The sequence below is a fragment of the Helicobacter sp. 13S00482-2 genome, assembly GCF_002272795.1.
GTDB lineage: Bacteria > Campylobacterota > Campylobacteria > Campylobacterales > Helicobacteraceae > Helicobacter_J.
The window spans coordinates 1-13,844 of the sequence record NZ_MLAT01000025.1 but is presented as its reverse complement, the minus strand read 5'-3'; the positions used below and the strand labels follow the sequence as shown (position 1 = coordinate 13,844).

10 protein-coding genes are annotated in these 13,844 nt (G+C 34.8%); 7 read left to right on the top strand and 3 right to left on the bottom strand.

Translation table 11 applies throughout. From position 1 onward, the window contains the following. Positions 1-261: 261 nt before the first annotated feature. Both BKH42_RS08425 and carB read right to left on the bottom strand, forming a co-directional pair. Positions 262-702 (bottom strand): Sua5/YciO/YrdC/YwlC family protein, encoded by a 441-nt coding sequence (locus BKH42_RS08425; RefSeq protein WP_095296171.1) that lies wholly within the window; start codon positions 700-702, stop codon positions 262-264. Next, complete coding sequence (gene carB, locus BKH42_RS08420) at positions 695-3,997, bottom strand: carbamoyl-phosphate synthase large subunit (RefSeq protein WP_095296170.1); 3,303 nt, start codon at positions 3,995-3,997, stop codon at positions 695-697. Before carB ends, BKH42_RS08425 begins: the two co-directional genes overlap by 8 nt. Before the next feature lie 123 nt (positions 3,998-4,120). Here carB and BKH42_RS08415 point away from each other — a divergent pair, with 123 nt between their 5' ends. After that, positions 4,121-6,742, top strand: a complete 2,622-nt coding sequence (locus BKH42_RS08415; protein ID WP_143428598.1) for an autotransporter domain-containing protein — start codon at positions 4,121-4,123, stop codon at positions 6,740-6,742. A 12-nt stretch (positions 6,743-6,754) separates the two neighbouring features. Here the strand turns inward: BKH42_RS08415 and BKH42_RS08410 are convergent, their stop codons facing one another. Next, the gene (locus BKH42_RS08410; RefSeq protein WP_095296168.1) at positions 6,755-9,460 is read right to left on the bottom strand and encodes a phosphoenolpyruvate carboxylase; all 2,706 of its coding nucleotides are present in this window, start codon (positions 9,458-9,460) and stop codon (positions 6,755-6,757) included. 144 nt (positions 9,461-9,604) lie between these two features. Between BKH42_RS08410 and ilvC the strand changes: the two genes are divergently transcribed. The 6 genes from ilvC to ruvX are packed head-to-tail and all read left to right on the top strand — an operon-like array spanning position 9,605 to position 13,828. Further along, on the top strand, positions 9,605-10,630 hold the full coding sequence (gene ilvC / locus BKH42_RS08405; protein WP_095296167.1) for a ketol-acid reductoisomerase: 1,026 nt from the start codon (positions 9,605-9,607) through the stop codon (positions 10,628-10,630). Positions 10,631-10,638: 8 nt separating this feature from the next. Further along, a complete protein-coding gene (gene minD, locus BKH42_RS08400; RefSeq protein WP_095296166.1) occupies positions 10,639-11,445 on the top strand; it encodes a septum site-determining protein MinD in 807 nt (268 codons plus the stop codon). Beyond that, the gene (gene minE / locus BKH42_RS08395; protein ID WP_095296165.1) at positions 11,442-11,678 is read left to right on the top strand and encodes a cell division topological specificity factor MinE; all 237 of its coding nucleotides are present in this window, start codon (positions 11,442-11,444) and stop codon (positions 11,676-11,678) included. Before minD ends, minE begins: the two co-directional genes overlap by 4 nt. Next, positions 11,675-12,640: a divergent polysaccharide deacetylase family protein gene (locus BKH42_RS08390; protein WP_095296164.1), complete on the top strand. Its 966-nt coding sequence runs from the start codon at positions 11,675-11,677 to the stop codon at positions 12,638-12,640. Before minE ends, BKH42_RS08390 begins: the two co-directional genes overlap by 4 nt. Beyond that, positions 12,630-13,424 carry a DNA-processing protein DprA gene (locus BKH42_RS08385; RefSeq protein ID WP_095296163.1) on the top strand — a complete coding sequence of 265 codons (795 nt, stop codon included), beginning with the start codon at positions 12,630-12,632 and terminating at the stop codon, positions 13,422-13,424. Before BKH42_RS08390 ends, BKH42_RS08385 begins: the two co-directional genes overlap by 11 nt. Beyond that, the gene (gene ruvX, locus BKH42_RS08380; RefSeq protein ID WP_095296162.1) at positions 13,421-13,828 is read left to right on the top strand and encodes a Holliday junction resolvase RuvX; all 408 of its coding nucleotides are present in this window, start codon (positions 13,421-13,423) and stop codon (positions 13,826-13,828) included. The genes BKH42_RS08385 and ruvX overlap by 4 nt, the downstream gene beginning before the upstream one ends. Positions 13,829-13,844: the final 16 nt, after the last annotated feature.

Genomic DNA, 13,844 nt, shown 5'->3' with positions numbered 1-13,844 from the left:
GATGGATGCGTTGCATTTTTACATAAACATAAAAAGGGATTTTACCCCAAAAAAACTCCAAAATATTCCTCATAGCCAACTTTCAATCTATAGTCAGGATTAAAATAAGTTTTTTTTAATTTTTTTGCAATAGATATGCTATTTAGATTCAATCCCATCTATATGCCAAGAAAAAATCAGATCTTTTTGTAGAATCAAGAATGCAAAAATAAATGCACACCAAAAATAAAATATGAAGTAATTTTAACATCAAAATCCATACTATCTAATTTTTATTATCTTAGTGTTGTTTATTTTAAAAATAGCCGACGAAGTTGCAGAAAATATTCTTCTTTTGTCTACAACCAGTATATCGCACATTTCAAATGCCTCATTATACTGAAAATCCATTCCTGACTTGTTTGCAGAGGTAGAATACATTTGTCCAAAATGATTTAAAAAATTTAAATGTAAATTATCTTTTATCAATCGAAAAGAGCTTTGATTTGGATAAATGAAGGTGGATTTGATACTTTTGCGGACTCTATTTTTAAACTTAATAGGTATCCGAGTTAGATTTTTTAGCTTTTTCAGTGAATTTACTTCCATCAGCACAGGTTTGTTTTTGTCTCTACCTTTTATTTGATTGAGCTTTTGAAAATTTGCACTCAATAAACCGGCTGTGGTATCGGTTTGAGCAAGGTAGATAAGATTATTATCCATCGAAGAGATAATCCTGTAATGCGATGGCTTGATTAATGTCTTGTTCTTTCATTTCTTGAAGTGCTTGTGCGGCAACCTCTGCACCTGCTAATGTGGTGAAATAAGAAATTAAATTCTTCAAAACTTGAATACGAATGAGCTTTGCGTCTTCTTTGCTGGATTTATTGTCGCTTGTATTAATAGCCATCGCAATTTCTCCATTTGCCATCAAGTCTTTTATATTTGGCCGTCCTTCAGAAATTTTTAATACTTTTGTAGATGGTATTCCATTGGCCTGCAAGACATTATGAGTACCTTCTGTGGCACATATCTCAAATCCAAGATTAATGAATTTTTGAACCATTTTATGACCTTCAACTTTATCTTGTTCGCTCAGAGAAACAAAGATTTTTCCTTTTTTGGGTAAGGCATTTTTGCACGCAATTTGACTTTTTGCAAAACTCAGACCAAAATTTTTACTGATACCCATTACTTCCCCTGTACTCTTCATTTCAGGTCCTAAAAGTAAGTCCGCTCCATAGAGTTTATTAAACGGGAAAACGGATTCTTTCACGGAAATGTGCTTCATCTCTTTGGGTTTATAAACCCCTCTTTCAAATTTCACTATATTAAAGTGATCATAGTATTCCAAACATTCTTTAAGGTTTCCTTGCCACATCACTCTGGTAGCAACTTTTGCAAGAGGCAATCCTGTTGCCTTGCTTACAAAAGGAACAGTTCGACTTGCACGTGGATTAACCTCAATGAGATAAATTTGCCCTTGATAAATAGCATATTGAATATTCATTAATCCCACAACGCCAAGGTTTAAAGCTATTTTTTTGGTAATAGCTTCAATTTCTTCAATCATTTTTTGAGGAATATTGATTGCAGGCAATGAACTCGCAGAGTCTCCAGAGTGGATACCAGCTTCTTCAATATGTTCCATAATGCCGCCTATATATAGATCTTTGCCATCACAGATGGCATCTACATCTAGCTCAATAGCACGGTCTAAAAACTTATCAATTAAAACAGGTGAATCTTCGCTTACTTTCACGGCTTCTTCCATATATAAGCGTAGTTCCTCATTACTATAAACGATTCTCATTGCTCTTCCACCCAACACATAGCTAGGCCGCACAAGAACAGGAAAACCTATTTTTCCTGCGATAGCATAAGCTTCTTCTTTTGTAAATGCAGTTCCATTTTCTGGTTGTTTGATATTGTGCTCTTGGGCAAAAACCGAAAATTTTTCTCTATCTTCAGCAATATCAATGATTCTTGCCGTAGTGCCGATAATTTTAGCTCCAATTTTGGTGAGATTTTTGGAAAGTTTGAGTGGAGTTTGCCCTCCAAAGTGCACAATCACTCCATCTGGCTTTTCTTTTTCTAAAACAGATCTGACGTGTTCAAAGTCAATGGGTTCAAAATATAAAACATCGCTAGTGTCATAATCAGTACTGACAGTTTCAGGATTACAGTTGTACATAATGCTTTTCACACCCATATCAGCTAAAGCAAAGCTAGAATGCACACAACAGTAATCAAATTCAATCCCCTGTCCAATGCGATTTGGACCTCCCCCTATAATCATTACCTTTTTGATATCCTGAGTTTCTTTATTCTCTTTTTTTAATGTGTTAGCATTGAAAACTTCAAAGGTGTTGCTCAAAAAATCATTTGCAGGTATGCTAGAGTATAGATAAGGCGTGAGTGAAGGAAATTCTGCTGCACAGGTATCAACTTCTTCATACACAGGCAATATTCCCATTTGCAAACGTGCGTGATAAACTTCAACTTCACTCATCTCCATTTTTTCATTTTTGCTGATGAGCTTAGCTATCATTTTGTCTGAGAATCCCATTGATTTGACTTTTCGCATTTGTTTTGAATCCTGCAGGACATCAGAAGCAATTCCTATTTCAACAGTTATGATAGAGCTGATTTGATTTAAGAACCACTTATCTATATTACTGAGTTCATAAATCTCATCAATACTTAGACCCTGACGAAATCCATCGGCAATATAGAAAATTCTGTTGCTATTGGGGCGACGAATTTCTTTTTTGATAAGTTCAATATCTGCACTCAGAGATTCAAAACCACAAAATCCTGTTTCTAGACTGCAAAGAGCTTTTTGCAGAGATTCGCAAAAATTCCCTCCAATAGCCATCACCTCACCAATGCTTTTCATTGAAGTTGTGAGTGTGGAATCAGCTTGAGGGAATTTTTCAAATGTCCATCTTGGAATTTTTGTGACAATATAATCAATACTAGGTTCAAAACTAGCTGGAGTTCCCGTAACATCATTTTTAATTTCATCAAGAGTGTAGCCCACAGCCAAAAGTGTCGCAACTTTTGCAATAGGATAACCCGTAGCTTTAGAAGCAAGTGCAGAGCTACGACTCACGCGTGGATTCATCTCAATTACAATCATTCTTCCTGTTTGTGGATTGATAGCAAACTGTACATTGCTACCACCTGTATCCACACCAATCTCCCTTAATATAGCAAAACTTGCATCTCGCATTCTTTGGTATTCCTTGTCTGTTAGGGTCAGAGCAGGGGCTATGGTTATACTATCTCCAGTATGCACTCCCATAGGATCAAGATTTTCAATCGAACATACAATGATACAGTTATCTGATTTATCCCTGATAACTTCCATTTCATATTCTTTCCAGCCTAGCAAAGACTCTTCAATCAAGATTTCATTTATGGGCGAGGCCTCTAGTCCATTTTGTGCTAACGTTTTGAATTCATCAATGTTGTAGGCAATTCCACTCCCACCTCCTGCTAGAGTATAACTAGCTCGAATGATGAGGGGGAAACCAATTTCTTTAGCTGCTTCTAAAGCTTCATTTTCATCATAGGCATAACGACTTTTTGGTAAATCCATACCGATTTTAAGCATAGCCTCCTTGAACGCTTGTCTATCTTCACCTTTTTTTATAGCATCAGGTTTTGCCCCTAAAAATTGAACTCCATCAAGCATCCCTTTTTCATACATGCTCATTGCAATGTTTAGAGCCGTTTGACCACCCATTGTGGGAAGAATAGCATCAACCTTTTCTTTTTGAATAATATTTGCTACTATTTCTTCTGTAATAGGCTCAATGTAAGTTCGATCGGCAAACTCTGGATCGGTCATTATTGTGGCAGGATTGGAATTGATAAGAACAACTTTATAGCCTAAGGATTTTAGTGTTTTAGCTGCTTGGGTGCCTGAGTAGTCAAATTCGCAAGCCTGACCGATGATAATAGGGCCTGAACCTATCAAAAGTATGGTTTTTATATCTTCTGTTTTTGGCATAAAACCCCCTATGTATAGTTTCCCTGATTCTAGTGTAAAATTACTAAAAATAAGTTGATATTAGCCGATAGATTGCTATAACTCCTCACTAAAAATGAATCTATGTGCTACCTAAGGAAAAATTTGAACCTGATATTAAAATTTTTTTTCATGTTATTGTTTCCTGTTCTTTCTTATGGCGTGAGTGGGGCATTTATTCCGTTGGCCCCCAGCTACAATTCAGATGCAACTATTGATGAAAATTTTACATTGAGTCCCGCTGATGCTAGTCCAACAAAATTCACGGGATTTTTATTTCAGGGTTCAAATTCCTTAGATATTGCCAATGATTCTACTGTGACTGTTAATGTCAATGTAAAAGGGAACTATATCGGTTATTCAGGTGCTATATTCCGTGGACAAAAAGGAAATACCTATAGTATTAATGGGGGAAATATTATTTTTAATATCAATAAGGTCGAAAAAATTGGAGATGGTCTTGAGGGACTTATAATGACTCAAGCTGCATATTATGGAAAAAATGCAAACTTTGATATCAATGCCAATTTTTATCTCAAAGCTAGTCCTGATGTGTATATCCAAAGAGGAGTATTCACTTCAAATGGTAGCAATGGCGGTTATTTCAAATTCACTAAAAATGTATTTATTGATGTATCTGAAATGCAACCTTCTTCAGGTTGGGGAAGTTCACACAATGGTAAGGGCTATAGAATGATTTTCAGTCTTGAGGGGAGTGGAAATGTCTATGTGAATTATAATGAAACAACAGGTCAAACTCTTGATCGCAACAACATTATTCAGCTCAAAGGAGATCTTTCTGCTGAAAATACTTCTAAAGGAAATATCAATATCAATCTTGATAATTCTCAGAGTTTTTTTCAAGGAAGAATCTCTATCACACCTGGATCAACCTCTGATATTCAGCTCTATTTAAATCACGGTGGAAAGTGGATATTAAACGCAGATTCTCAAATCACAACTTTAGATAGCAATAATGAGAGCTATGTCGTGAATAACCAATATAACAATCTTGATAAACTTGCAGTTGTGGATTTTACCCAAATAGCTGATGATGGACTTTCACAACGTCTGATTTCCTCCACACCCTTTTCACCTAGAACACTAAGTGTTAAAACGATTAATGGGGAAAATGGTGTTTTTAGGCTAATGGCAGATCTTCAAGTTGGAAAAGTTGATAAAGTTCAAGCAGGAACAGTCAATGGTTTAGAATACATCCAAATTTATCAAAATCCCTCTAAAATTTTCCTAGATGCCAGTGGCAAGAATATGGTCGTAGCTTCTGCTAATTCATTGGCTGATGGAGCAGATTTTAAGGGAATTGCTACCATCATTGGCTTATATGATTATATCCCTCACTTAGATAAGGTTTCTGATGCTACTAGTATAAAATGGATATTAGGTAGTATAGAAAGATCTCCAAATCAAACAGCAAAGAGTCTTTTAAATCTCCTATCTCTTCCTTATCAAATATTTCGTCTTGAAGGAGATTCTGCACATACACGAATGGATGATATGGTCTATCCTCCAACTCTCAATGGTTTATGGGCAAAGGTATATGGAGGCGGGATTTATACAAAACAACTCTATGGAGAAAAAACCACTCAAAATTTATTTTATAACCTCCAAACTGGATATGATAGAGGAGAAATATATGAAGATGAGAGATATTTTTATGGAGGTTCTTTGGATTATACCAAACTCTCTACTTCTGATACAGGATTGAGTGCTTATTCTAATTCAATTGCTTTTGGAGCTTATGGAGGATATGTCAATGCAAAGGGATTAGTTTTAGATGGAACACTCAAATATGTCTATAGCAATATTCGTGCAAACCTTTCTCAAGCACCAGAACCTCTTAAATTTGGTAATCATATCATTTTGGCTAGTGCGAGGATCGGATATAATTTTTATCCATTTTATGGTACTAGAACGAAGACAATTGAAAAATGTACCCAGATAATTTTTTGTAGAAATACTACTACTGATGTAAGGATAAGGGATGAAAGTTTATATTTTCAACCTTATTTCTCATTCACTCCTGCATTGATATTTGGCAATACGATCGCATTTGAAGATAAACAATCTCATTCTAATATCAATGCCAAGCTCGACTTCTCTCCAGCTCTTATCACTAAAATAGGAATATTAGGCGTGAAGCGTTATGACTATATGTATTCTGCACTCAATGCACGTGCATTGGTTGAATATAGCAATGATATTAATCTTGGCGGGAAAGTGAGATTGATAGATGATGTTGATATGCCAATTTATAGTGATGCCAAAAGCATAGATAATCGATTAGGTTTGGGCTTGGGCGTGGATTGGATGTTTTTCAACGATAGCTTGAAGCTTCACACAGATTTCAAAACAGAGTTTTTTGGTCATATCAATACTTATTGGCTCTTATCAGCTGGAATCAGATACAAGTTTGGACAAAAGCCTCCTAGAACATATAAATCTTTAAATCTCAGACCTAAAGAAAATAGACCTACAAAAAAACCTTCTAGAAATGTATTCAAGCCCTATAATCAAAGAAAATTACCACAAGATAATACTTATAAGCAAAATAATCACTTTAAAACTTATGGAAATGAAAATAAGATCTATCAGCAAAATCAGAGACCAGCTGAACAACCTTCTGCAAATAAAAAAAGAGGTTTTATCAAAGTTGCTCCACAAAATCAAAGGCTCTTGCCTACTCAAAACAGAAGCATACGCAGATAAGATCCTAAAAAGTTATCCCGTATTTCTCATCCCTTGAGCGATCCCCACAATGGTGCTGTGTATTTCTTCAATAAGCTTTTTTTGTTGCACTTCATCTGTGCAGAGATTGTATTTTTTTATCAACTCAATTTGTAATAGATTCAGTGCTGTTATATAAGGTTTTCTAAGTAAAATAGAATCCCTTAATCTAGGTTCATTTTCAAGTAATTCTTTTTCTCTTCGGACATTCAAGATAAATTTCATCGTTTTATCGTATTCATTTTTTATCATCAACCAAATCTCATTGCGAATACTTTCATCTTTGACAAATCCATTGTATCGTTGTGCTATATGAGAATCAACTTTGAGTAAGGCTTGTGAGATGTTGTCTATGGTTGTTTTAAAAAATTCTGAGTTTTGATAACATTCTTGCAAAGCCTCTTGATCTTTTATAGATTCTAGTCCACTTCCTATGCCATACCAAGCAGGAATAATGCTTCGATTTTGTGTCCAAGCAAATACCCATGGAATGGCTCTTAGATCTTCAACTTTTGAACTTTCTTTTCTTTTACTTGGACGCGATCCTAGATTGAGTTGCTGAATAAATTTAATAGGAGTGGCAAGCTTAAAGTATTCCATAAAGTTATCATTCTCATATACAAGTTTTCTATAAGTTTTATGGGAGGTTTCAGAAATGTCTCGCATTATTTTCCACTGGCTTGTGTTGATATAGCAAATGTTTTTATTTGTTTGAATATTGATAGTGTTATCAGAGCAAAAACTATCGTAGGCAGATTTTTTTAATAATGCCCCAATCGTGTTACAAACACTGAATTGTGCTATCTTTGGATCAAGGTATTTTGAACTGATAACTTCACCTTGTTCAGTTGTTTTGAGTATCCCACAGACACTTTTTGGAGGAGAAGCAAGAAGTGCAGATTCCAATCTTCCTCCACCTCGACTAACACTCCCGCCTCTACCGTGAAATAAGATGAATTTTATTCCCAATTCATCCCCTAGTTTGATGAGTTCAAAAATGGACTGATAAAGACTGTAATTGCTAGTAAAAATTCCCCCATCTTTACTGGAATCTGAATACCCAATCATGATTTCTTGAGTCATTTGAGTATCTCGCAGATAATGTGCATAATGTTTATTTTCACTTAAGGTCTTGATAATATCTTTTGCTCTTTGAAGATCGTCAATGGTTTCAAATAGGGGCGTGATATTGATTTTAGCATTCTCTCTTTCATTGTCGTTTTTGCTAGGTTTCCATAGACCACTTTGTTTGCAAAGCCAGAGCACACAAAGCAAATCACTTGCTTGAGTTGTCATAGAGATAATAAGCGATTTCATAACCTCTTCAGAGATATGTTTTTTTGCCCAGTTGATTCTCAAAAATGATCCTAAGATTTCTTGGGTGCTTTTACTCACTTTATTGATAATGGCATTGAACTCTATTTTTGGTTTTTCTAAGGCACGGTTTAATATTTGTATTTTTTTCTCTTCCGTAAAATCACCAAAGTCACTATCAGAAATCCCAAGCAAACAAAATACTTCACTGATAGCATTTAAAAACATATCACGATGCTCTCTAAAATCTAAACGCATCAAATGAAAACCACCCAACAACACTAGATTTCTAAATCCTTTGAGATATTTTGAACTCACAGAGTCTAGATTATTGATAAGCAAATCAATATCCTCGATAAGCTCCTTTGGTTGTCTATAAGTGAATTCAATGCTATCTGGGGTATTCACGCTTATAAGACGGTTTTTAAGTTTTTTATCCATTAGATAAAGTTTTGCCCTGAAGGGTTCTCTATTGTGAAGTTTTAGACTATTTTCCTCAAGTTCATTTTTTTCTCTTTCTAGGGAGTCTTGAAGTTCTTTGGAAATAGGAACAAAATCAGTTGATATTGAAAGTTCACGTGCAAGTTTTTGGATCTTTTGCAGATAGATACTTATGATAAGGTTATGTTGGATTCGCATCACTTGAGTCATTATTTCATTGGTTACAAATGGGTTTCCATCTCTATCGCCTCCTATCCAGCTTCCAAGAGTGATAGGAGATTTTTTTAGTGGTGTTTTAAGAGTATTTTCAATAAAATTCAAGGTATTTTGTGCACTTTTTATGATAGAACTTTCCACGATGTAAAGAAGATTATCAAGCTCAAAGAGAACTTCTAATTTTTCGCTCCTAACTAAATGGCTTTGCCACAGCAATCTAAGGCGATATTTGATATGTTCTTTTGCACTCTGATCTTTGAATTCAAAAAACTTTGAAAGATCATCACTAATTTCGTGATGTGCCTCCAGGAAGGTTCTTCTTCTTGATTCAGTTGGATGGGCAGTAAATACAGGATAAAATTGCATTTCACTCAAAATCTTATTAATGTCTTGTCTTTCAAATCCCTCTTCAAGAAGCTCAGAACAAGCTTTTTCAATGGAGGAAAAAGCATTTTGACCATCAAAATTATGTCTTTCTTCGATAATATTGAGCAATATATTATAAAGTGAGAATGCCTTAACCACCTCTAGCGTTTTATCCGAGAAGGTAATTTTTTGAAGAATTGAGCGGATTTTTTCTTGAGATTTTTCTTTTTGTAAAAGTTCTGATCGCAAGCTCAGGAAAAAATCCATCACTTCAGGATTGAGTTCTCCTAACATCTCGACCATCACATCATAAATAAATCCGAGTTCTTCATTAAGTTTAGAATTTTTTTGTATTTTTTCCATCATAATCCTTTAATAAATCTTCTTTTTCGAGTCGTTTGTGATTATAACACAACAGATTTCTGCGAAAAAATAAAATCTGTATTAAGTAAATATAAGTTTGCTTCAAATATAATCTGAGTATTTAAATTTCAAGAAGGATATAAAATGGGATTAAAGGTTTATTATGACAAAGATTGCAACTTGGGTTTGATACAGAAAAAGAAAGTAGCTATTATTGGATTTGGATCTCAAGGACACGCTCACGCTGAAAATCTAAAAGATAGCGGAGTGGAAGTTGTAGTTGGACTTTATAAAGGTGGCAAAAGCTGGAACAAGGCAGAGGCAAAAGGCTTTAAAGTTCTCGAAGTAGCAGAAGCCACAAAATGGGCAGATGTCATAATGATACTTATTCCTGATGAACTTCAAGCAGATGTTTTTAAAAGAGATATTGCTCCTAATCTCAAAGAAGATAAGATCATCGCTTTTGGACACGGATTTAATATTCATTTTAGACAGATTCAAGCACCTGTTGGGGTAGGTGTAATAATGATAGCACCAAAAGCACCTGGCCACACTGTTAGAAGTGAGTTTGTAGCAGGAGGGGGTATTCCTGATCTTATAGCAGTAGAACAAGACACGAGTAAAGGTGATGCTAAAGACATTGCACTTAGCTATGCAAGTGCTATTGGTGGAGGGAGAAGTGGAATCATTGAAACAACTTTCAAAGATGAAACCGAAACAGATTTATTTGGAGAGCAGGCAGTTTTGTGCGGCGGTGTGAGTGCGCTAGTAAAAGCAGGATATGAAACTCTTGTAGAAGCGGGTTATCCAGAAGAAATGGCTTACTTTGAATGTTTGCACGAGTTAAAGTTGATTGTGGATTTGATTTATCAAGGTGGCTTGGCAGATATGAGATATTCTATTTCAAATACTGCTGAATACGGAGATATGGTGAGTGGTCCTAGAGTTATCACAGAAGAAACCAAAAAATCAATGAAAGCGATACTTAGAGATATTCAAGATGGTAAATTTGCCAAGGACTTCATTCTTGAACGTAAGGCAGGTTATGCTAGAATGAACGCTGAAAGAAGGAACCTCAGTGAACATTCTATAGAAAAAGTAGGCGAGAGACTTCGATCAATGATGCCTTGGATAGGTTCAAATAAACTTATTGATAAGAACAAAAATTAAGGATAGTAATGGGTGAAGTGATCACAATAACCTCTGGAAAAGGTGGGGTTGGAAAAAGTACAGCAACTGGAAATATCGCTGTGGGGTTGGCACAAAACGGCAAAAAAGTGGTTGCGGTAGATTTTGATATTGGGTTGCGGAATTTGGATATGATTTTAGGACTTGAAAATCGAATCGTTTATGATGTGGTAGATGTTATGGAGGGTAAATGCAATCTTTCTCAGGCACTTATCAATGACAAACGCACTAAAGGCTTATATTTTCTTCCCGCTTCACAAAGCAAAGATAAAGATATTTTAAATAAAGAAAAAGTCAAGATTTTAATCGAAGATCTAAAAAAAGATTTTGACTATATTTTACTAGACTCTCCTGCGGGTATTGAAAGTGGGTTTGAGCATTCTATTTTTTGGGCTGATAGGGCTCTTGTAGTTGTCACACCAGAAGTGAGTTCTGTAAGAGATAGTGATCGTGTGATTGGAATTATTGATGCAAAATCCGATAAGGCAAAAAATGGCCTAGAAGTTCAAAAGCATATTATTATCAATCGTCTTAAACCGGAGTTAGTTCAAAAAGGTGAAATGCTTTCAAACGAAGATGTTTTGAATATCCTTGCCCTTCCTCTTATAGGATTAGTTCCTGAAGACAATAAGGTGGTATCAGCTACAAACTCTGGAGAACCAGTGATTTATACAAATAGTCCAAGTGGGGAAGCATATAAAAGAATCGTCAATCGAATACTAGGAGATGAGGTAGCATTTCCAGAATTCAAATCAAGAAGTGGTTTTATAGATACCTTTAAGAGGTTATTTCAATGAGTTTACTTACAAAGTGGTTTGGAAATAATGGGAGTGCTAGAACTGCCAAAGATAGACTGAAGATTGTTTTAGCACATGAGCGTAGTGTTAAACTTCCATATATGGAAGATATGAAACGTGAGATTTTAGAAGTTGTGCAAAAATACACCAAAGCTTCAAAAATTGACATAAGGGCTGATTCTAATCAAAACATTGATACATTAGAGGTAGAAATTTTATTAGGCAAACAATGAAAAAACGCCTTATTCTTTCTCTGTTGTGCGTTTCATTTATTTTGGGTTGTTTTAGTGGGTATTGGGTTTATAAAAATAGTTCTAGCTACTCATCACCCACACAGGATAATCTCAAAGTAATTCCTGATAAAAACTCAAATTTCTTACTTGATAGAGGGGTTCATTCTTGGAGTGATCAAACTTCTTGGGAGAATTTTTCAACAAATAGTAAGTCTTTTATGTCACCTTCTTCTAGTGGTGATGCTACGATGGTTCCTGAAAAACCTAAATCTATATTAAAAACTGATGATATAAAAAAACCAAAAATAGCCATCATTATGGATGATATGGCGTATCCTTGGCAGTTACAATCTCTTCATAATTTAGGGTTGAGAATCACTCCTTCATTTTTTCCTTATAATTCAGATAATAAATTAACTCCAAAAATGGCAGCTAAAGAACCTTTTTATATGGTGCATGTGCCTATGGAGGCATTAAATTTCTATCAAAGCCCTCATAAGTGGATAAAAGTCGGAGAGACAAAATCACAAATAGAGGAATACATCAAGCAAATCAAGCACGATTTTCCTAGACTTAAGTTCATCAATAATCACACAGGTAGCAAATTCAGTGCAAGTTATGAGGATATGAAAAATCTGATAGAAGTTTTACGAAAGTATGATATTGATTTTTTAGATTCTAGAACCACGCCTGAGACACAAGCACCTCAAATCTATTCAAAAATGAAACGTCCTCTACTATCAAGAGGGATTTTTTTAGACAATAATGATAGTGTCAATGAAGTCTTTAATCAGATAAAAAAAGCTATAGAAAAGGCAAAAAAAGATGGTTATGTCATTGCAATCTGTCATCCACATAAGAATACTTTTAAGGCCTTAAACATTGCAAAACAAACTCTTTTAACAAAAGTTGATCTCGTTTATGTCATAGATATTCAAAAAATGATCTCAAATGAAAAGTAATTTTAGTTTTAAAACATTGGATTTTATTCCAGAAGCTTTTAGAGGGCTTAAAAAACCTCCTGAAAATATCTACTATACGGGGGATAAAAAATTACTTGATGCTTCTTGTAAAATTGCCATCGTTGGTACCCGTCGCCCAAGTTCTTATACAAGAAACTTCACTTCCATTTTGGCAAAAAAAATTTCCCAAAACAATGGGGTAGTTGTTAGTGGTGGGGCATTAGGAGTGGATATTGTTGCTCAAAATGCCGCTTTACCAAACACGATTATGATTTCTCCTTCAAGTATTGATATTATATATCCCGCATCTAATGCACCCATCATTAAAAAAATCTCTGAGCAAGGACTTATCTTAAGTGAGTATAAGGAGGGGTATATGCCTAGGAATTATTCATTTATAGAACGCAATCAATTGGTTATTTCTCTGAGTGATTTTGTGATCATTCCTGAAGCAAATATCTCTGGTGGATCAATGCAGAGTGCAAAAATGGCAAAGACTTTTAATAAGCCTATTTTTGTCTTGCCTCAACGTCTTGATGAGAGTTCAGGAACTAACTATTTATTACAGAATTCTTTAGCACAGGGAATATATGACATTGATAATTTTGTCAAAATGATCTTTGGAGATGACTCAAAAAATCTTCAAAATGATGAGATTTTACTATTTTGTAAAAATATGTCAACATTTGAAGAGGCGTATTTGAGATTTGGAGAAGTGATTTTGGAGTATGAATTAGAAGGAAAGATTATCAGAGATAATGGATTTTTGAAGGTCAATATATGATAGTTTCCTGTGATGTGGGACTTAAAAAGATAGGATTGGCAATTTGTATTGATGGGATTGTTTTACCATTAGAACCAATTTTAAGAAAAAATCGAAATCAAGCGAGTTCAGATCTCAGAGATTTCCTAATAAAAAGAAGAATAAAAACCCTTATAGTTGGTTTTCCAAGTGGGGGAATTGCAGGTTATGAGGACACTCGAAATCGAATCAAGCATTTTATAAAATTAGTCCAATTCGATGGAGAGGTTATTTTTATTAATGAAGACTATTCTAGTCTTGAGGCTCTAGAAGATATTTCTCATATGGCTAGAAAATCCAAAAAACAAGCTCAAAAAAATGGAAAGTTAGATTCTATTGCTGCGTGCAAGATACTCAGTAGATATTTAGAGTCTTCTAAAAATTAGAAATCAAAGCCTCTAT